Raw genomic sequence first — 18,605 nt, forward strand, 5'->3', positions numbered from 1 at the left:
CGCCGGCCGCACCGCCTGATGTCTGTCTCTCACGCCCGCAAGGATCGTCCCGAATGTCCGTCACCCTGCCCGATACCGCCGCCCCCATTCCGGTGGAGACGCCGGCGCATTTCGACCTGCTGACCGAAAACCCGGTCTACAAGCCGTTCCGCTACCCCTGGGCCTATGAATCGTGGCTGACCCAGCAACGCGTCCACTGGCTGCCGGAGGAAGTGCCGCTCGCGGATGACGTGAAGGACTGGCACAAGAACCTCACCGAGGGCGAGCGCAACCTGCTCACCCAGATCTTCCGCTTCTTCACCCAGGCGGATGTCGAGGTGAACAACTGCTACATGAAGCATTACAGCCAGGTGTTCAAACCGACCGAGGTGCTGATGATGCTCTCGGCCTTCTCGAACATCGAGACCATCCACATCGCCGCCTACTCGCATCTGCTCGACACGATCGGCATGCCCGAAGTCGAATACTCGGCCTTCCTCAAATACAAGGAGATGAAGGACAAGTACGACTACATGCAGGAATTCCGGGTCGACTCGAAGCACGAGATCGCCAAGACGCTGGCCGCCTTCGGCGCCTTCACCGAGGGGTTGCAGCTCTTCGCCTCGTTCGCGATCCTGCTGAACTTCCCGCGCTTCAACAAGATGAAGGGAATGGGCCAGATCGTCTCATGGTCGGTGCGCGACGAAAGCCTGCACTGCCTGTCGATCATCCGGCTGTTCCGCACCTTCGTCGCCGAGAATCCGGAAATCTGGACCGAGACGCTGCGCCAGGAACTCTATACGTGCTGTGCCACCATCGTCGAGCATGAGGACGCCTTCATCGACCTCGCCTTCGAGCTTGGCGCGGTGGAGGGGCTGACCGGCGCCGAGGTCAAGCGCTATATCCGCTACATCGCCGACCGCAGGCTGTTGCAGCTCGGGCTCGACCCGCTCTTCCATGTCGACAAGAACCCGCTGCCCTGGCTCGACGAGATGCTCAACGCGGTCGAGCACGCGAATTTCTTCGAGAACCGCGCCACCGAATACAGCAAGGCGTCGACGGTCGGCACCTGGGAAGAAGCCTGGACCTGAGCTGACCGGCACGGCCGGGAACACGCCTTACGCCGCGGTGTCCTCGCTCTCGCGCTCCTGCGGGAGCGCTGGACGGGTGGGGAGACCCGCGTCACGCCCGCGGTGGCGGCGATAGGGGAAGAGCTGCGGCCAGAGCAGCCGGTCCTCGGGCGGCAGGGATCGCGTCTCGGAGCGCGATCCGGGGCGGTCGGGCGATGGCGTTTTATCGGCAAGAGCTGACATGGCGACCTGTCGTGAGTTGGTGGACGTGCTGCCGCGAACCCGGAGCGCGGCCAGGGCAGCAATAGGCGGACGGCGTTAACAAACCATTTCGCGAACGGTTCGCGAGCCGGAAACGATACGGATAGCTCCCACTCTTGTTTTGTTAGGGCAACGTCCGGCCCCGCCTGCCGGGCATCTGACTTTATCCTGTTGATAATGGTTGTATCCCTGCCAAAACGGACAGGATCATCCCATCGGGTAGTCGCGGGAGCCCCGAACGGCGGCGGCCGTTCGTGACGCGCGCTTCTAGAGCACTTTCCGATCCATCCGGATCGGATGTAGTGCTCTATGATATTGATATTCAGAGCATCTTTATCCGATCAGATGAGTCCATCTGATCGGATGATGCTCTAACAGGCGGCATCGTGGAGACAAATGAAGACTTGATGTCATTTTCCCCATGTCGGCTGCCCCATGTCGGCCGCGGCGCGCCGCGATCTCTCCGCTTGGTGCCGTGCGGCCGCGCTGATATGGTCGTGCCATGCGCCAAACGCAGCCCGCCTCTGCCGCGGACTCTGCCCTGGTTCGCGACATTCTCGACTTCGCCGCGCTCGGCAGCGCGACGAGCCACGAACGCGCCGAGGGAATCGACTATTTCATCAATGCGTTCTGGACCGCCGGGCAGCGCCAGGCGCATGCGATCCACGAGATTTCCTATCGCGCCTGTTTCAAGCCGCAACTGCCGGAATTCTTCATCGCCCGCCTCACCGCGCCCGGCGACCTCGTTTTCGACCCGTTCATGGGCCGCGGCACCACGCCGTTGCAGGCCGCGCTGATGGGCCGCCGGGCCGGCGGCAACGACATCAGCGGGCTTGCGGCGATGCTATGCCGCCCGCGGCTGCGACCGGTCGGGACCGACGCGGTCGAGGCGGCACTGCGCGGCGTCGACTGGTCGCGCGGCGCGGTCCGCCGCCCCGAGTTGCTCGCCTTCTACCACCCGGCGACCATGGCCCGGCTCGAGGCGCTGCGGGACTGGATCGGCGAGCGCGCCCCGCCGGGCGACGACAGCCCCGATCCGGTCGTGGACTGGATTCGCATGGTGGCGATCAACCGGCTCGCCGGCCATTCCCCCGGCTTCTTCTCGGGCCGCTCGATGCCGCCCAACCAGGCGGTGTCGGTCGCGGCACAGCTGCGGATCAACGCCCGGCTCGGCCGCGCGCCGCCGGAGCGCGATATCGCCGCGCTGATCCTGCGCAAATCCCGCACCCTGCTGCGCGACGGCGCGGTGCCGCAGGGCGCGCGGCCCCGCCTGTCCACCGGACCGGCCTGGGATGTTCCGCTCGACGCCGGCGCGGTCGCGCTCGCCGTCACCTCGCCGCCATTTCTCGATGTCGTCGACTACGCGGCGGACAACTGGCTGCGCTGCTGGTTCGCCGGGCTCGATGCCGGCGCCGCGGCGCTCGGCCAGCACCGCGGCGCGGCGGGCTGGACGGCGATGGTCCGGCGGGTGCTCGCCGAGCTGGCGCGGCTGGTGCGGCCGGGCGGGCATGTCGCCTTCGAGGTGGGCGAGGTGCGGGGCAGGCGCATCCTGCTCGAACGGCAGGTCTGGCAGGCGGCGGCGGAGCTGCCGTTCGAGCGGCTGGGCGTGCTGGTCAACCGGCAGCTTTTCACCAAGACGTCGAATTGCTGGGGGGTGAGCAATTTCACCCGCGGCACGAATTCAAACCGCGTCGTCCTGCTGCGCCGGCGCTAGCAGGCCGCGATGGCGCCGTAGAGCACCGGCCGGCGGTCGGCCAGCAGCGTGTCGCGCCGGCGGGTTTCGGCCAGATGGCCAGGGTCGATCCGCGCCATCAGCCTCGTCGGCGTCGCCCCGGCCCGGGCCAGCACCGCGCCATCCGGCCCGCAGATCGAGGATTGGCCGATATAGTCGAGGCCCGGCTCGCGGCCGCAGCGATTGGCATAGGCGATGTAGACCTGGTTCTCGTAGGCGCGGGCCGGGATCAGCGCTTCCGCCACCACGTGATAGGGCGGCATCAGCGCCGTCGGCACCAGAACGAGATCGGCCCCCGCCAGCGCCATCACCCGCGCGGTTTCGGGGAATTCGATGTCGTAGCAGATCGCCACACCAAGGCTCAGCCCGCGCCAGGCGACCAGCGGGAACCCCTCGCCGCGCACGGCGAACATGTCGCGGTCGAGATCGCCGAAGAGATGCGCCTTGCGATAGATCAGCCGCACGCCGCCGGCCTCGTCGATCAGCGCCGCGCTGTTGGCGACCGCATCGCCCACAAGCTCGGGGAAGCCGAGACAGAGCGCGATGCCGTGCGCGGCCGCGATCTCCCGCGCCCGGGCCAGTTCCGGCCCCTCGGGGTCGAGGGCGAGGGCGCGGGCCCGCGCCGCGCCGAGATTGTAGCCGGAGAGAAACAATTCGGGCAGCACCAGCAGGTCGGCGCCGGCGGCGGCGGCCTCCCGCGCCTCGGCGGCGAGCAGGTCGAGCGCGGCCACCGGATCGGCGAACCGCCCCTCGGTCTGGCAGAGGGCGAGCGTGATGGCCATGCCCCGTTCAATAGACCCGCCGCGGCAGCGGGGCAATCGGCGCGCGGGGCGCCGCATTCCCGCTCACATCGGCGCCAGGACCAGCTGGTCGCCCCTGCGGGCGATCGCCCCCATCCGCGCCCCGGCGGCGCCCGAGGCCATCACGATGTCGCCCGGCGCGATCAGGTCGGCGGCCGGGCCGAAGAAGCCGACATCCCCGAGCGTGTCCAGCGCCCCCTCCCCCGCGCGGTAGTGCCAGAGGGTTAAGCCGTTGGCATAGGCGAGGACGGAAAGGTTGCGCAGGATGAAAGCCATGGTCTGTCTCCTCAGCGTGACCACCGGCCGGGCTGGCCGATGTGAACAAAACAAGAACAAGATAACCACAGGTTGTATTCGACGCAATAGTTAACTGTTCGTTTACCGCAAATCTTTCTTCCCAAACCGGGTAAATCCGTTAAGAACAACGCGATGCAGCATGACGATATCTGGCGTGCGATCGACGCCCTGGCGGCGCAGCGCGGGCTCTCGGCCTCCGCCCTCGCGCGCAGCGCCGGGCTCGACCCGACCAGTTTCAACCCCTCCAAGCGGCGCGCGCCGGATGGGCGGCTGCGCTGGCCATCGACCGAGAGCATCGCCAAGATCCTCGCCGCCAGCCAGACCGGGTTCGAAACCTTCGCGGCACTGGCCGCCGGCAGCGCCATCGCGATTACTGACACGGCACCAGCCGCGATTACTGACGCGGCACCAGCCGCGATTACTGACGCGGCACCAGCCGCGATGATCCCCGACGAACCGCCGGCGGAAGCAGAGCCCGCAACGCCTGACGAACCGCCGCCCGAAGCGCTCGGAGGGTCCGACGCCGCCCAGCCCGGCACGGTCTGTGGCGCGGTGCCGGTGATCGGCCTCGGCGCGGCCGATGGCGGGGCCTTCGACGAAGAGGGCTATCCCGGCGGCACAGGCTGGCGGCGTCTGGAACGGGTCATTGCCGAGATCGGCATCGTCGATGATCCGCATCTCTTCGCCCTCGCGGTGGAGGACGAGTCGCTGGAGCCGGTCTGCCGGCGCGGCCATGTCGTCATCGTCTCGCCGGATGCGCCGGTGCGGATGGGCGATCTCGTGGTGGCCCGTCTTGCGTCGGGCGGCCTCGTCCCCGGCCGGCTGCTCCGCCGCACCATCTCGCGGATCGACCTTGGCGGGCTCAACCCCGCCGTCCCGCCGCGCGACTTGCCGGCCGAGGCGGTCGTCGCACTCCAGCGCATCATATGGGCCAGCCAGTAGACCGCGCTCTTCCCGCCGGCGCGGCGGGGCTGTAAGGAGACCGTCATGCGGTTGCCGACGCGACATCTCCTGGGAATCGAAGGCCTTCACCCGCGCGACATTTCCGCCCTGCTCGACCTCGCCGAGAGCTATGTGCTGCTCAACCGGTCGGGCAAGACAAGGCGGGACGTGCTGCGCGGGCGAACCCTGATCAACCTGTTCTTCGAGGATTCCACCCGCACCCGCACGAGTTTCGAACTTGCCGGCAAGCGGCTCGGCGCCGATGTGATCAACATGTCGGTCTCGACCTCCTCGGTCTCCAAGGGCGAGACCCTGCTCGATACCGCGGCGACGCTGAACGCGATGAACTGCGACCTGCTGGTGGTCCGCCACAAGGCCTCCGGCGCGCCCGCCCTGCTCGCCCAGAAGGTCGATGCCGCGGTGATCAACGCCGGCGACGGGATGCACGAACACCCGACCCAGGCGTTGCTCGACGCGCTGACGATCCGCCGCAACAAGGGCACGCTCGCGGGCCTCACCGTCGCCATCTGCGGCGATATCGCGCATTCCCGCGTCGCCCGCTCGAACCTGCTGCTGCTCACCGCGATGGGCAGCCGGGTGCGCGTGGTCGGCCCGCCGACGCTGATCCCCGCGGGGATCGACCAGTTCGGCGCCAGCGTGTTCCACGACATGCGCGAAGGCCTGCGCGACGCCGACATCGTGATGGCGCTGCGGTTGCAGACCGAGCGGATGAGCGCCGGGCTGATTCCCAGCGCGCGCGAATTTTTCACCTTCTACGGGCTCGACGCCGCCAAGCTCGCCGTGGCGAAGCCGGACGCGCTGGTGATGCATCCAGGCCCGATGAATCGCGGCGTCGAGATCGACAGCCAGGTCGCCGACGACGCCGCCCGCTCGGTGATCCGCGAGCAGGTGGAGATGGGCGTCGCCATCCGCATGGCGGTGCTCGACGTGCTGGCCAGGACGGCGCTCGTCCATGCATGACACGCCCCCCGACACGCTGATCCGCGGCGCGCGGATCGTCGATCCCGCCACCGGCCACGATGCGGTGGGCGACCTGCTGGTCCGCGACGGCATCATCGCCGATTTCGGCGCCGGCCTCGGCCGGCCGGATGGCGCGGTGATCGTCGATGCCGCCGAGCAGATCCTCTGCCCCGGCCTGGTCGATGCCCGCGCCTCGCTCGGCGAGCCCGGCTACGAATACCGCGAGACCATCGCCACCGCCGCCGAGGCGGCCAATGCCGCCGGCATCACCACCATCGCCGTGCTGCCGGACAATATTCCCGCCACCGACGACCCCGCCCTGGTCCGCGCGCTGGCCGGCGCCGGCGCGGCGACCGGCCGGCTCACCATCGCCCCTACGGCGCAGCGACGCGGGGCTGCAAGGGCGAGATGATCGCCGAATACGGCCTGCTGCGCGCGGCCGGCTCGGTCGCCTTCTCCGATGGCGCGCGGGCGATCGGCCCGGCCGGGCTGATGCGCCGCGCCCTGTCCTATGCGCGTGGCTTCGGCGCCATGATCGTGCAGCATCCCGAGGAGCCGAGCCTCGCCGCCGGCGGTGCGGCGACCGCCGGGGCGCGGGCGACGCTGATGGGCCTGCCCGGAATCCCCGCCTGCGCCGAGGCGATGATGGTCGCGCGCGACATCCGCCTTGCCGAACTCACCGGCGGCGCGGTGCATTTCGCGCATGTCTCGACCGGCGAGGCGCTCGACCTGATCCGCGGCGCGAAACGCCGGGGCCTCGCGATCACCTGCGACACCGCGCCGCCCTATTTCGACCTCAACGAGAACGCGATCGGCGATTTCCGCACCTATGCGAAACTCTCGCCGCCGCTGCGCAGCGAGGCCGACCGGCTCGCGGTGTGCGCCGCCCTCGCCGATGGCACGATCGACGCCGTGGTTTCCGACCACCAGCCGCGCGACGCCGACGACAAGCGCCTGCCCTTCGCCGAGGCCGCCCCCGGCGGCGCTGGGCTCGCCACCCTGCTCGCGGTGACGCTGGCGCAGGTGCAGTCCGGCGGGCTCGGGCTGATCGCGGCGCTCTCGCTGCTGACCGACCGGCCGGCCCGGCTGTTCGGGCTGGATGCCGGGCGCATCGCCCGTGGTGAAGCGGCCGATCTCTGCCTCTTCGCCCCCGAGCGCCCCTGGCGGATCGAGGCCGGCGCCCTGCCCGGCAAGGCGCAGAACACGCCCTTCGACGGACGGCCGGTCGAGGGTGTGGTCACCGGCACGTGGAAGGCCGGGCGGCGGGTGCGCGGATGATCGCGCTCTACGCCCTGCTCGGCTATCTGCTCGGTTCGATCCCGTTCGGCCTGCTGCTGACCCGGGCGGCCGGGCTTGGCGATGTGCGGCGGATCGGCTCGGGCAATATCGGGGCGACCAACGTGCTGCGCACCGGGCGCAAGAGCCTCGCCGCCCTGACCCTGCTGCTCGATGGCGGCAAGGGTGCTGCCGCCGTGCTGCTCGCCGGTCATGCCGGCAGCGCCGCCGCCGATCTCGCCGCCCTGTTCGCGGTGATCGGCCATCTCTACCCGGCCTGGCTTGGCTTTCGCGGCGGCAAGGGGGTGGCGACCGGCCTCGGCGTGCTGCTCGCCCTCGCCTTTCCCGTCGGCGCCGCCTGCTGCCTGATCTGGCTGGGCATGGCCTTCTGGCGGAAGATTTCCTCCCTCGCAGCACTGACCGCCTTCGCCGCCGCCCCGCTTCTCGCCCTGCTCGCCGGGCGCGGCCACGCGGCGCTGGTCGCCCTCGCCATCGCCGCCCTCGTCGTGTTCAAGCACCGGGCGAACATCGCGCGGCTGCGCGACGGCACCGAGCCGAGGATCAGGCTCTCGGCGTGAGCGATCCGGCGACGCTTCTGCGCCTGATCCGCACCGAGGGCGTGGGGCCCCAGACCTTCCGCCGCCTGCGCGAGCGCTTCGCCAGCCCCGAGGAGGCGCTTGACGCGCTGCCCGGCCTCGCCCGCCAGGGCGGGCGGCGGGGCGGCCTGCGCAGTCCCAGCCTCGCCGAGATCCGCCGCGAACTCGACCGCCACGCCGAACTCGGCGCGAGCCTGCTCTTTCTCGGCGATGCCGACTATCCGCCGCTGCTCGCTTTGCTGCCGGACGCGCCGCCGGTGATCGCGGTGAAGGGCGACATCGCCCTGCTGCGCCGGCCGGTCGTCGCCGTGGTCGGGGCGCGCAACGCCTCGGCCAATGGGCGGCGGATCGCCGCCGACATCGCCGGCGACCTCGCCGCCGCCGGGCATCCGGTGGTCTCGGGCCTCGCCCGCGGGATCGACGCCGCGGCGCACGCGGCGGCACTGCGCGAGGGCGGCACCATCGCCGCCATTCCCGGCGGGCTCGACGTGATCTATCCGCCCGAGCACCGGGACCTGCAGGCGAGGATCGCCGAGGCCGGCGCGGTCATCGCCGAGGCACCACCGGGCACCGCGCCGCTCGCCCGGCATTTCCCCAAGCGCAACCGCATCATCGCCGGCCTCGCCCTCGGCGTCGTCGTCATCGAGGCGGCGCTGCGCTCCGGCAGCCTGCTGACCGCCCGCTATGCGCTGGATTACGGCCGCGAGCTTTTCGCCGTGCCCGGCTCGCCGCTCGATGCGCGCGCCCGCGGCGGCAACGACCTGATCCGCCAGGGCGCCGGCCTCGTCGAATCCGCCGCCGACATCCTCGCCAACCTGCCGCTCACCCCCGGCGCGCCCTTTGCCGGCGCCCGGCAACCCGCCCTGCGGCCGGGCTTCGCCGAACCGGCGGCGGCACCGCCCGAGACCAGCGAGGTGCTCGACCGCGCCCGGCGCGAAATTCGCAAGCTGCTCTCCGCCAGCCCCGTCAGTGTTGACGAACTGTCACGGCACTGCCAGTTCTCCACACCGGTCATCGTTGCCGTGCTGGCCGAACTCGAACTCGCCGGCCGGCTCGAAACCCTGCCGGGCAACCGGGTCTGTCTGCTCTCAGAGTGCTGAACGGGACACCGCGCTGAACATGAATGCCATCGTCGTCGTCGAATCTCCGGCCAAGGCCAAGACGATCAACAAATATCTCGGCGACGGATTCACCGTGCTCGCCTCCTTCGGCCATGTCCGCGACCTGCCGCCCAAGGACGGCTCGGTGCGCCCGGACGAGGATTTCGCGATGTCGTGGGAGGAGGACGCCCGCGGCGACCGGCAGGTGGCCGCCATCGCCAAGGCGCTGAAAGGGGCGGACACGCTCTACCTCGCCACCGACCCCGACCGCGAGGGCGAGGCGATTTCCTGGCATGTCCGCGCCATGCTCGAGGCGCGCAACGTGCTGAAGGGCAAGCAGGTTCACCGCATCACCTTCAACGAGATCACCAAGTCGGCGGTGCAGGCCGCACTCCGCGCCCCGCGCGACCTCGACACCCCGCTGATCGAGGCCTATCTCGCCCGCCGCGCGCTCGACTACCTGGTCGGCTTCACCCTCTCGCCGGTGCTCTGGCGCAAGCTGCCCGGCAGCAAGAGCGCCGGGCGCGTGCAGTCGGTCGCACTGCGGCTGATCTGCGAGCGCGAGGCCGAGATCGAGCTGTTCCGCCCGCGCGAATACTGGACCATCGAGGCCGAGTTCCGCACCCCGGCCGGCGCGCCGTTCCGCGCCCGCCTCACCCATCTCGACGGCCGCAAGCTCGACCAGTTCGACCTCGCCGACAAGGCGGCCGCCGATGCGGCGAAGGCGGCGGTGGAGCGCGGCGCGTTCAGCGTCGTCTCGATCGAGAAGAAGCGCGTCCGCCGCAACCCGCCGCCGCCCTTCACCACCTCGACCCTGCAACAGGACGCCTCGCGCAAGCTGCACATGACGGCGCAGGCGATCATGCGCACCGCCCAGCAGCTCTACGAGGGTGTGGAGATCGGCGGCGAGACGGTGGGCCTGATCACCTACATGCGAACCGATGGCGTGCAGATGGCGCGCGAGGCGATCACCGCCGCCCGCCAGCAGGTGAAGGACGCGTTCGGCGCGAACTACCTGCCCGCCGCGCCGCGCGAATACCAGTCGAAGGCGAAGAACGCGCAGGAAGCCCACGAGGCGATTCGCCCGACCGATTTCACCCTCACCCCCGAGCGCGCCGCCCGCCACCTCTCGCCCGAGCAGGCGCGGCTCTACGAGCTGATCTACAAGCGCGCGCTGGCCTCGCAGATGCAATCGGCCGAGCTTGACCAGACCACGGTCGAGCTTGCCGATGGCGCCGGCACCACGCTGCGCGCCACCGGCTCGATCCTCGCCTTCGACGGTTTCCTCAAGCTCTACCGCGAGGGGATGGACGAGGACCCGGAGGACGAAACCGCGCGGCTGCTGCCGCCGATGGCGAAATCCGATCCGCTCGCCGGCGGGCCGGTGGCCGCCGAACAGCATTTCACCCAGCCGCCGCCGCGCTTTTCCGAGGCCACCTTGGTCAAGCGGATGGAGGAGCTCGGCATCGGCCGCCCCTCGACCTATGCCTCGATCCTGACCGTGCTGCGCGAGCGCAACTATGTGCGGATGGAGAACCGCCGCTTCATTCCCGAGGATCGCGGCCGGCTGGTCACCGCCTTCCTGGTCAGCTTCTTCGCCCGCTATGTCGAGACCGGCTTCACCGCCAATCTTGAAGAGAAGCTCGACGAGGTCTCGGATGGCCGGCTCGACTGGCGGGCGGTGATGCGGGATTTCTGGGCCGATTTCTCCGGCGCCGTCGAGCAGATCAAGGATCTCAAGATCTCCGACGTGATCGACGCGCTGGATGAGGAACTCGGGCCGCATTTCTTCCCCGCCCGCGAGGACGGGTCCGACCCGCGGGTCTGCCAGGCCTGCGGCAGCGGCCGGCTCGGCCTGCGGCTCGGCCGCTTCGGCGCCTTCATCGGCTGCTCGAACTATCCCGAATGCCAGTATACCCGCCGCCTCGCCGTCGAGGGCGGCGAGGACGAGGGCGACCAGCTGCGCGACGGGATGAAGCTGCTCGGCGAGACCGCCGAGGGCATTCCGGTCACGCTGCGGCGCGGCCCCTATGGCCTCTATGTCCAGCTCGGCGAGCCGGACCCGGAGGACAAGAAGGCGAAGCCCCGCCGCGCCGCCCTGCCGCGCGGCATGAGCGGCGAGACGATCACGCTGGACCAGGCGATCGGCCTGCTCTCGCTGCCCCGCGTGGTTGGCGTGCATCCGGAGACGAAGCAGGAGATCCAGGCCGGCATCGGCCGGTTCGGCCCCTATGTGAAGATGGGCCCGATCTTCGCCTCGCTCGACAAGGATGACGACGTGCTGGCCGTCGGCCTCAACCGCGCGGTGATGGTGCTGGCGAAGAAGCAGGAAGGCATCCGCGATCTCGGCCCGCACCCGAAGGACGGCGAGAGCGTGACCGCGCGCAAGGGCCGCTTCGGCCCCTATGTCCAGCACGGCAAGACGGTCGCGACCCTGCCGCGCGGCAGCGAACTCGGCGCGGTGACGCTGGACGAGGCGGTCGCCCTGCTCGCCGAGAAGGGCAAGACGCTGGCGCCGCGCGGCCGCAAGGGCGCCAAGCCGGCAGCAAAGTCGAAGGACGCGGCGGCGCCGAAAGCCGCCGCCAAGCCGAAACCAGCCGCGAAGCCGAAGGCCGCTGCGAAGCCGAAGGCGGCCGCCACCAAGGCTAAGCCTGCCGCCCGCAAGGCCGCGCGCTCCGGCGGCTGAGCCGGCCGCTTCCTGTTCGGCTTACTATTCCGCCTCTGGACCGGGCCGGACGATCCGCCCGCCCGCGAGCGGCGCGGGCACGCCCGTCGTCTCCGGCAGCGAGAGCGGCAGCCCGCGCAGGGCGCGGACCGCGAGAAACCCGAAGCACTGCGCCTCCAGCGCGTCGCCATCCCAACCCGCCGCCTCGACCGGCTCGACCGGGGCGGCGAAGTGCCGGCGCAGCGCGTCCATGATCGCGGCATTGTGCCGCCCGCCGCCGGCCACCAGCACGCGCAGCGGCGGCGCCGGCAGCGGCGCGGCCGCGATCGAAGCGGCGGTGAAGGAAGCGAGCAGTGCCGCGCCGTCCTCGGCGGACAATCCCTCCATCGCGTGCGCGAGGCGGGGTGAGAAGTGCAGCCGGTCGAGCGATTTCGGCGCCGGCCTCGCGAACCAGGGATCGTCCATCAGCCGCGCGAGCCGCGCCTGATCGACCCGTCCGGCGGCGGCCATGGCGCCGTCAGCGTCGAAGGCGGCGCCGGTGCGCAGCCGCACCCAGTCATCCAGCGGGCCGTTGCCGGGGCCGGTGTCGCAGGCGAGCACCTCGCCCCGCGGCCCGAGCCAGGTGATGTTGGCGACCCCGCCGATATTGACCACCAGCAGCGGCTTCTCCAGCGCCGCGGCGAGGGCGGCGTGAAACAGCGGCGCCAGCGGCGCGCCCTGCCCGCCGGCGGCGACATCGGCGCCGCGGAAATCATGCACTACCTTCAGCCGCGTCTTGTGCGCGAGATGCGCCGCATCGCCGATCTGCCAGGTCCGCCGCCGGTCGGGGTCGTGCAGGATGGTCTGGCCGTGGAACCCCACCACATCCGCCCGGCTCGCCACCATCGCCACCGCCTCGGCATGGCGGTCGGCCAGCAGGCGGTCGAGCGCGCGGAGTTCCGGGTCGTCGGCGGCAAGCCCTGGAGCGGCATCGAGCAGGGCGCGCAGCCGGGCGCGGAGCGGCTCTTCGTAGAACAGAGTCGCCGAGCGGCCGGTGGCGAGGATGCGCTCGCCATCGGTCCGGATCACCGCGGCGTCGACCCCGTCGAGCGAGGTGCCGCTCATCAGGCCGATCGCGTGCAACGCGGCGCCGTCGTTAGCGGTCTGGAAACCTGTTTCGGGCATGTCTTGCTTATCCGCCGCGGCGGCGGGGTTTACAAGCAGTGGAACAAAGGATCGGACGTGGACCCTCGCGCGGCGCGCGGCAGCTTCCGCCCGGCGGTGAACGGGCGAACCTTCCTGCCCTGGCTGGTGCTCGGCATCGCCAGCCTCACCTGGCTGGCGCCGGCGCGGGCGACGCTGCATCTGCTGGGCGTGATCGCCGCCGCCGTGCTGGCGGGCCGGCACGTGGTGCCGGCGGTGCTGCCGAGCGATTTCTTCGCCTTCTGGCCGGCCGCGCATATCGCCGTCTCGGCCGCGCCGGCGTCGCTCTACACGCCGTCGCGCTTTCTCGGCTGGACCGCGGCACATGTGGGACCGGGGCTGCCGGGCTTCATGCAGTTCTTCTACCCGCCGCCGGCGCTACTCGCGATGCTGCCGCTGGCCCCGCTCGCGCCCGGCGCCGGCCTGCTGATGTGGACGATCCTGATCGCCCTGCCCTGCCCGTTCCTGCTGCGCCGCGCCGGCGCGCCCTGGCCGGTGATCGCGGCGGGGCTGCTCGGGCCCGCTTCGCTCACCGGCGTGTCGATCGGCGAATTCGGCCCGCTCTCGGGCTGCCTGTTCATCGCCGCCCTCGCCGCCGCATCGGCGCGGCGGAGGGACGCGGGGGCGCTGTTCGGCCTGCTCTCGCTCAAGCCGCAGGCCGGGCTGCTCGGCCCGGTCGTGCTGCTCGCCCGCGGCGACTGGCGGGGCCTTGCCACCGGCGCGGCGCTGGCCGCCGCCCTCGCCGGCGCGATCACCCTGGTCACCGGCCCGGCGATCTGGGCGGCGTGGCTCGGCCGGGGCATGGCGGCGGCGCACGCCCATCTCATCGCCCCGTTCCCGGCGGGCTACGAGCTGAACGGCGTTTCGGTGTTCTGGATGGCGCGCAGCCTCGGCGCCGGCGTGACGCTCGCCGGCGCGGCCCAGGCCGCCGCCGCGCTGGCTGCCGCGCGCTGGTGCTGGCGGGCCTGGCGCATCCCGGCGCCGGACCCGATTGCCCGCGCCGCACTCACCGTCTGCCTCACGCTGCTCGTCACGCCCTATGCCTATGTGAACGACATGACCGGGGTTTCGGTCATGACCGCGTGGCTCGCCTGGCGGCGCGGCCGGCTGGAGCCGGCGGATGCGCTGCTCTGGCTCTGGCCGGTGCTCGGCCCGCTGATGGCGAGCCTCGCGCATGCCGAGGTCGCCCCGCTCGCGATCCTGCTCGGCGCCCTGCGCGCCGCCCGCGCGGCCGGCGGAATTGGCACGCCGGCCCCCGCGTGCTACCCCGCGCCCATCTGAAGACCCACAGGCCGATTGCGGCCACCCCGACCACGGCGGAACCATGCCCATGAGCGATACCGGCGATTTCCTGCGCGAGGCAGAAGCGCGCGGCTACATTTTCCAGTGCACCGACACCGAGGGACTGCGCGAGGCGATGCGCGCCGGCCCGATCGCCGGCTATATCGGCTTCGACTGCACGGCCGACAGCCTGCATGTCGGCCACATGATCCAGATCATGATGCTCCGCCTGCTGCAGAAGCACGGGCACAAGCCGGTTGCCATTCTCGGCGGCGGCACCACCCGCATCGGCGACCCCTCGTTCCGCGAGGAAGCCCGCCAGCTCCTCACCGAGGAGCAGATCGCGCTCAACATGGCCGGTATCCGCGACAATATCGCCGCCTATCTGCGCTTCGGCGACGGCCCGTCCGACGCCATCATGGTCAACAACGCCGACTGGCTGGACACGCTCGGCTATATCGACCTGCTGCGCGAGGTCGGCGTGCATTTCAGCGTCAACCGCATGCTCTCCTTCGATTCGGTCCGCTCGCGGCTGGAGCGCGAGCAGGGCCTCACCTTCCTCGAATTCAACTACTCGATTTTGCAGGCCTATGATTTCCGCGAGCTGAACCGCCGCCATGGCGTGGTGCTGCAGATGGGCGGGTCGGACCAGTGGGGCAACATCGTCCAGGGCATCGACCTCGTCCGCCGCACCGACGGCAAGCAGGTCTATGGCCTGACCGCGCCGCTGATCACCACCGCCTCGGGCGCGAAGATGGGCAAGACCGCGGCCGGCGCCGTCTGGCTCTCGGCCGCACGGCGCAGCCCGTTCGACTACTGGCAGTTCTGGCGCAACACCGAGGACGCCGATGTCGGCCGCTTCCTCCGCCTGTTCACCGACCTGCCGCTCGGCGAGATCGCCCGGCTCGAGGCGCTGCAAGGGGCCGAGATCAACGAGGCGAAGAAGATCCTCGCCACCGAGGCGACCGCGCTCTGCCACGGGCGCGCGGCCGCCGAGGACGCCGCCGAGACCGCGCGCCGCACCTTCGAGGGCGGCGAGGCGGCGGAGACGCTGCCGGGGATCGACATTCCCGCCGCCGAGCTTGCAGCCGGCATTCCCGCCTTCGCCCTGCTGGTTCGCGCCGGTCTTGCCGCCAGCAATGGCGAGGCGCGCCGGCTGATCCGCGGCGGCGGCGCGCGGCTGAACGACGCCCCGATCGCCGACGAGGCGCACACGGTCACCCTCGCCGACGTGATCGACGGCGCGGCCAAGCTCTCGGCCGGCAAGAAGCATCACCGCCTGGTCCGCCTGGCATGAGCGCGCCGCCCTTCGTCGTCCCCGCGCAGGAAAGTGCTTCCGCGGCGATCGCCGCCCTGCGCGACGAGCTGTTCCTGTTCGATGACTGGATGGACCGCTACCAGTTCATCATCGAGCTGGGCCAGGCGCTGCCCGCCTTCCCCGAGGCGCTGAAGACCGAGGAGCGGCTGGTGCCCGGCTGCCAGAGCCGGGTCTGGCTGGAGCCGAAGCTCGAAGGCGGCAAACTCTATTTCGCCGGCGCGTCGGACGCCGCCATCGTCAGCGGCCTCGTCGCCATGCTGTTGCAGGTCTATTCCGGCCGCACACCGGCGGAGATCCGCGCGACACCGCCGGATTTCCTCAAGGACTGGGGGCTGATCGGCGCCCTGTCCGGCAATCGCGGCAACGGTGTTGCGGCAATGGCCGAGCGCATCCAGCGCTTCGCCGCCTCATGACCCCGGCGACGAATCGCCGCCGCTGATCCCGCGCACGATATAGAGCGGCCGCTGCTTGCTCTCTTCATAGAGCCGGCCGAGATATTCGCCGATCATGCCGAGGGCGATGAGCTGCACCCCGCCGAGGAACAGGATGGCGACCAGCAGCGAGGGATAGCCCTGCACCGGATTGCCATAGACGAGCTTGCGAAAGATCGTCACCGCGGCATAGACGAAGGCAAACAGCGAAACGGCGAAGCCGAGATAGGACGCCAGCCGCAGCGGCGCGCTGGAAAACGAGGTCACCCCCTCCAGCGCGAAATTCCATAGCTTCCAGTAGGTCCAGCTCGTCCGCCCGGCATGGCGCGGGGCGCGGTGATAGGTGATGGTGGTGGTGCGGAAGCCGATCCAGGCGAACAACCCCTTCATGAACCGCCGCCGCTCCGGCAGCCGCTTCAGGGCCTCCAGCGCCGGCCGGGCGATCAGGCGGAAATCCCCGGTATCGCGCGGGATCGGCACGTCGCTCAGCCGGTTCATCACCCGGTAGAACATATGCGCGGTGAAACGCTTCACCGCGCCGTCGCCCTCACGCGAGACCCGCGTGGCGTTGACCACGTCGTAGCCCTCGCGCCATTTCGCGAGCAGCGCCGGAATCGCCTCGGGCGGGTCCTGCAAGTCGGCGTCGAGTGGAATCGCCACCGCGCCGCGCGCATGGTCGAGCCCGGCGGTCAGCGCCGCCTCCTTGCCGAAATTGCGCGACAGGTCGATCACCCGCACCCGCGCATCGCGCGCAACCAGGCCCTGAAGGGCGCCGAGCGTCGCGTCGCGGCTGCCGTCATTCACGCAGACCAGCTCCCAGCTCTCGCCGCTGCCGTCGAGCACGGCGGCGAGCCGCTCGTAAAGCGGCGCCACATTGCCGGCCTCATCGTGAAACGGCACAACGACCGAAACCGTGACCGGGCTTGCCTGTGCCGACACGATCTTTTCCTCCTGCGCCATACGCCGGCGCCATTTACCTGTGCGCGCCACGAGCGCGGCATCCGGCGCCATCACAACCAGAGCGCGAGTTGCTCCTTTTACCGACAAACCGGCGCCGCGGCAAACCGGCGCCTCTCCCGGTTCGGGCAACGATCAGTAAAAGAAACGATCAGTAAAAGATCCGGGCGAAGATCTGCGGCAGAACGGCGAGATCGGCCAGCGCCATGACCACCGCCGGCAGCGCGGCCAGCGTCTCGATCGCCCGCCGCCCATCCTCACTGCCCGGCGCCCAGCCCGGACCGGGCCGAACGAATGCCAGAAACGGCAGGATCACCAGGAAATACCGCCCCTGGATGCCGTCGATCCGGTCATATCCGGTATAAGTCCAGCTCAGATAGACCGCCATCATCACCGCCCACACGCTGCCCAGCACCAGCAGCGCGGCGAGCCCGGCATCGCGCGCCGAGCGGCGTTCGGCGGGGCCGGCAAGCATCGTGCCGATGAAGGCGGCGAGCAGGGCGAGGCCCCATCCCCGATATTGCCAGCGCGGCAGCGTGACCGAAAGCCAGCCGAGAACGCCGATCGCCTCGCGCAGGTAGACCAGCGCATGCGCGGCGAGGTCGCGAACCGGCAGCAGGAGCGCCGCGCCGGGATGCGCGATGAGGCCGCGCAGATTGTCGGCCGGATCGACTGAGGTGAACAGCAGGTCGTGCGGTCCGGGCCAGAGCGGCCCCGGATGATAGGGGGGCGCGTAATAAAGCGGGGCGGAGGCGACATGTCGGATGACGACGATCCAGATCAGCGGCGGCACCGCCAGCAGCGACAGCCGGACCAGGAGAGCGCGGCGCCGCGGCTGCGCCAGCGGCAGCAGGCCGAGGAACAGCAGCAGCCCGTAGGGCGGCTTGGCCATGATCACGAGACAGAGCAGCAGGGCGGCGAGCCGGCGCCGGCCCGGTTCGCGCGCCGGATCGCTTGTCAGCAGCGCCGCCGCCAGCGCCGCCGCGCCGATAAGCTGGCCGTCGATATCGAAGGAGGCGGCCAGCGACATCGTCATCGGCAGCATCAGCGTCGCGAAGAGCAGGGCATGACCCCACCGTGCGAGCGCCAGCGCCGCGGCCCCCATGGCCAGAAACGCCGCCAGCATCATGACCCGGCCGAGCAGCACCGTCCGCCAGGGAGACAGGCCGGCGAGCCGGCCGAACCCGAGCCCGATCGTCGCCGGAAGATAAAGCGCCGGAAAATAGGTGACGGTATTCGGGCAGTCGAGGAACGTCGTGCGGCGGGACCACCGCACCGCCCGCGCCTCGGCCATTTGCGCCGGCGAAACCCGCTTGTTGCCGACCCCGTGCTCCAGCATCACCTGCCAGATTCTGACGGTGGCGATATCGGTGATCACCCCGGAAAAGACCTGGTGCAGGTGGGGATGGCTGACCCGATGGCCGAGAAGCTGACCGTAGAGCAGCCCGTCGGCGCGGGCGAGCTGGGTCGGCTCGTCGGCCACCTGGCCGATCGGCGTGAGGAAGGCCAGCTCGGCGCCGGTGGCCAGTCCGAAACAGAGGAACAGCGCAACCAGCCGGCGCGGCCGGGCCAGGGTGCAGATCAGGGACCAGAGGCGCCGCAAAAGGCGCAGGAGATGGTTCGACAATGGAAATGTCCAAATCCAGCATGCGGGCCTCGCCGCCGCGCCGGGCGGCGGACTTCGGCTCCGGATAATGACCGGACTATGTGCGTGGGGTGAAGGAATGGCAAGCCGGCC

General features: G+C 70.4%; 16 protein-coding genes and 1 pseudogene. 11 read left to right on the top strand and 6 right to left on the bottom strand.

Annotation, left to right across the window (positions count from 1 at the left end; all coding sequences use genetic code 11):
* Nucleotides 1-53: 53 nt before the first annotated feature.
* The gene (locus ACIDOCELLA78_RS000000107875) at nucleotides 54-1,070 is read left to right on the top strand and encodes a ribonucleotide-diphosphate reductase subunit beta (RefSeq protein WP_201729114.1); all 1,017 of its coding nucleotides are present in this window, start codon (nucleotides 54-56) and stop codon (nucleotides 1,068-1,070) included.
* 27 nt (nucleotides 1,071-1,097) lie between these two features.
* On the opposite strand, the gene ACIDOCELLA78_RS000000107880 is transcribed toward ACIDOCELLA78_RS000000107875, so the two are convergent.
* Complete coding sequence (locus ACIDOCELLA78_RS000000107880) at nucleotides 1,098-1,292, bottom strand: hypothetical protein (protein ID WP_214006285.1); 195 nt, start codon at nucleotides 1,290-1,292, stop codon at nucleotides 1,098-1,100.
* A 520-nt stretch (nucleotides 1,293-1,812) separates the two neighbouring features.
* On the opposite strand from ACIDOCELLA78_RS000000107880, the gene ACIDOCELLA78_RS000000107885 reads away from it, so the two are divergent.
* Nucleotides 1,813-3,024, top strand: a complete 1,212-nt coding sequence (locus ACIDOCELLA78_RS000000107885; protein WP_201729115.1) for a DNA methyltransferase — start codon at nucleotides 1,813-1,815, stop codon at nucleotides 3,022-3,024.
* On the opposite strand, the gene ACIDOCELLA78_RS000000107890 is transcribed toward ACIDOCELLA78_RS000000107885, so the two are convergent.
* Both ACIDOCELLA78_RS000000107890 and ACIDOCELLA78_RS000000107895 read right to left on the bottom strand, forming a co-directional pair.
* On the bottom strand, nucleotides 3,021-3,824 hold the full coding sequence (locus tag ACIDOCELLA78_RS000000107890; protein ID WP_201729116.1) for a carbon-nitrogen hydrolase family protein: 804 nt from the start codon (nucleotides 3,822-3,824) through the stop codon (nucleotides 3,021-3,023). The two genes, ACIDOCELLA78_RS000000107885 and ACIDOCELLA78_RS000000107890, sit on opposite strands and share 4 nt — an antisense overlap.
* Before the next feature lie 63 nt (nucleotides 3,825-3,887).
* Nucleotides 3,888-4,118 carry a hypothetical protein gene (locus ACIDOCELLA78_RS000000107895; RefSeq protein ID WP_201729117.1) on the bottom strand — a complete coding sequence of 77 codons (231 nt, stop codon included), beginning with the start codon at nucleotides 4,116-4,118 and terminating at the stop codon, nucleotides 3,888-3,890.
* 153 nt (nucleotides 4,119-4,271) lie between these two features.
* Here ACIDOCELLA78_RS000000107895 and ACIDOCELLA78_RS000000107900 point away from each other — a divergent pair, with 153 nt between their 5' ends.
* From ACIDOCELLA78_RS000000107900 to topA, 6 genes and pseudogenes are all read left to right on the top strand, one after another.
* Entirely contained in the window at nucleotides 4,272-5,081 is an 810-nt protein-coding gene (locus ACIDOCELLA78_RS000000107900; RefSeq protein ID WP_201729118.1) for a helix-turn-helix transcriptional regulator, read from the top strand.
* A gap of 45 nt (nucleotides 5,082-5,126) precedes the next feature.
* A complete protein-coding gene (locus tag ACIDOCELLA78_RS000000107905; RefSeq protein WP_201729119.1) occupies nucleotides 5,127-6,062 on the top strand; it encodes an aspartate carbamoyltransferase catalytic subunit in 936 nt (311 codons plus the stop codon).
* Nucleotides 6,055-7,340, top strand: a pseudogene (locus tag ACIDOCELLA78_RS000000107910) (dihydroorotase). The gene ACIDOCELLA78_RS000000107905 and the pseudogene ACIDOCELLA78_RS000000107910 overlap by 8 nt, the downstream one beginning before the upstream one ends.
* Nucleotides 7,337-7,915, top strand: coding sequence for a glycerol-3-phosphate 1-O-acyltransferase PlsY (gene plsY / locus ACIDOCELLA78_RS000000107915; RefSeq protein WP_201729120.1), 579 nt, complete (start codon nucleotides 7,337-7,339; stop codon nucleotides 7,913-7,915). The pseudogene ACIDOCELLA78_RS000000107910 and the gene plsY overlap by 4 nt, the downstream one beginning before the upstream one ends.
* Complete coding sequence (gene dprA, locus ACIDOCELLA78_RS000000107920; RefSeq protein WP_201729121.1) at nucleotides 7,912-9,033, top strand: DNA-processing protein DprA; 1,122 nt, start codon at nucleotides 7,912-7,914, stop codon at nucleotides 9,031-9,033. Before plsY ends, dprA begins: the two co-directional genes overlap by 4 nt.
* A gap of 19 nt (nucleotides 9,034-9,052) precedes the next feature.
* Nucleotides 9,053-11,719 carry a type I DNA topoisomerase gene (gene topA, locus ACIDOCELLA78_RS000000107925; protein ID WP_201729122.1) on the top strand — a complete coding sequence of 889 codons (2,667 nt, stop codon included), beginning with the start codon at nucleotides 9,053-9,055 and terminating at the stop codon, nucleotides 11,717-11,719.
* Nucleotides 11,720-11,743: 24 nt separating this feature from the next.
* On the opposite strand, the gene ACIDOCELLA78_RS000000107930 is transcribed toward topA, so the two are convergent.
* On the bottom strand, nucleotides 11,744-12,820 hold the full coding sequence (locus tag ACIDOCELLA78_RS000000107930) for an anhydro-N-acetylmuramic acid kinase (protein ID WP_201729138.1): 1,077 nt from the start codon (nucleotides 12,818-12,820) through the stop codon (nucleotides 11,744-11,746).
* A 99-nt stretch (nucleotides 12,821-12,919) separates the two neighbouring features.
* Between ACIDOCELLA78_RS000000107930 and ACIDOCELLA78_RS000000107935 the strand changes: the two genes are divergently transcribed.
* From ACIDOCELLA78_RS000000107935 to ACIDOCELLA78_RS000000107945, 3 genes are read left to right on the top strand one after another with little or no spacing between them, the layout of a single operon-like run.
* Nucleotides 12,920-14,161 carry a glycosyltransferase family 87 protein gene (locus ACIDOCELLA78_RS000000107935; protein ID WP_249676170.1) on the top strand — a complete coding sequence of 414 codons (1,242 nt, stop codon included), beginning with the start codon at nucleotides 12,920-12,922 and terminating at the stop codon, nucleotides 14,159-14,161.
* A gap of 43 nt (nucleotides 14,162-14,204) precedes the next feature.
* Nucleotides 14,205-15,458 (top strand): tyrosine--tRNA ligase, encoded by a 1,254-nt coding sequence (tyrS, locus tag ACIDOCELLA78_RS000000107940; RefSeq protein WP_201729123.1) that lies wholly within the window; start codon nucleotides 14,205-14,207, stop codon nucleotides 15,456-15,458.
* Nucleotides 15,455-15,892 carry a SufE family protein gene (locus tag ACIDOCELLA78_RS000000107945; protein WP_201729124.1) on the top strand — a complete coding sequence of 146 codons (438 nt, stop codon included), beginning with the start codon at nucleotides 15,455-15,457 and terminating at the stop codon, nucleotides 15,890-15,892. Before tyrS ends, ACIDOCELLA78_RS000000107945 begins: the two co-directional genes overlap by 4 nt.
* On the opposite strand, the gene ACIDOCELLA78_RS000000107950 is transcribed toward ACIDOCELLA78_RS000000107945, so the two are convergent.
* Nucleotides 15,887-16,849 (bottom strand): glycosyltransferase family 2 protein, encoded by a 963-nt coding sequence (locus tag ACIDOCELLA78_RS000000107950; protein ID WP_283770849.1) that lies wholly within the window; start codon nucleotides 16,847-16,849, stop codon nucleotides 15,887-15,889. The two genes, ACIDOCELLA78_RS000000107945 and ACIDOCELLA78_RS000000107950, sit on opposite strands and share 6 nt — an antisense overlap.
* 169 nt (nucleotides 16,850-17,018) lie before the next feature.
* Entirely contained in the window at nucleotides 17,019-18,494 is a 1,476-nt protein-coding gene (locus tag ACIDOCELLA78_RS000000107955) for a DUF2142 domain-containing protein (protein WP_201729126.1), read from the bottom strand.
* Nucleotides 18,495-18,605: the final 111 nt, after the last annotated feature.

This window comes from Acidocella sp. C78 (assembly GCF_907164655.1).

What these genes read in the sequence shown, in the direction of transcription:
- ACIDOCELLA78_RS000000107900 (WP_201729118.1), top strand. Translation starts at nt 4,272, where the DNA reads ATGCAGCATGACGATATCTGGCGTGCGATCGACGCCCTGGCGGCGCAG.
- ACIDOCELLA78_RS000000107885 (WP_201729115.1), top strand. Translation starts at nt 1,813, where the DNA reads ATGCGCCAAACGCAGCCCGCCTCTGCCGCGGACTCTGCCCTGGTTCGC.
- ACIDOCELLA78_RS000000107880 (WP_214006285.1), bottom strand. Translation starts at nt 1,292, where the DNA reads ATGTCAGCTCTTGCCGATAAAACGCCATCGCCCGACCGCCCCGGATCG.
- ACIDOCELLA78_RS000000107890 (WP_201729116.1), bottom strand. Translation starts at nt 3,824, where the DNA reads ATGGCCATCACGCTCGCCCTCTGCCAGACCGAGGGGCGGTTCGCCGAT.
- ACIDOCELLA78_RS000000107895 (WP_201729117.1), bottom strand. Translation starts at nt 4,118, where the DNA reads ATGGCTTTCATCCTGCGCAACCTTTCCGTCCTCGCCTATGCCAACGGC.
- ACIDOCELLA78_RS000000107945 (WP_201729124.1), top strand. Translation starts at nt 15,455, where the DNA reads ATGAGCGCGCCGCCCTTCGTCGTCCCCGCGCAGGAAAGTGCTTCCGCG.
- topA (WP_201729122.1), top strand. Translation starts at nt 9,053, where the DNA reads ATGAATGCCATCGTCGTCGTCGAATCTCCGGCCAAGGCCAAGACGATC.
- ACIDOCELLA78_RS000000107875 (WP_201729114.1), top strand. Translation starts at nt 54, where the DNA reads ATGTCCGTCACCCTGCCCGATACCGCCGCCCCCATTCCGGTGGAGACG.
- plsY (WP_201729120.1), top strand. Translation starts at nt 7,337, where the DNA reads ATGATCGCGCTCTACGCCCTGCTCGGCTATCTGCTCGGTTCGATCCCG.
- tyrS (WP_201729123.1), top strand. Translation starts at nt 14,205, where the DNA reads ATGCCCATGAGCGATACCGGCGATTTCCTGCGCGAGGCAGAAGCGCGC.
- ACIDOCELLA78_RS000000107905 (WP_201729119.1), top strand. Translation starts at nt 5,127, where the DNA reads ATGCGGTTGCCGACGCGACATCTCCTGGGAATCGAAGGCCTTCACCCG.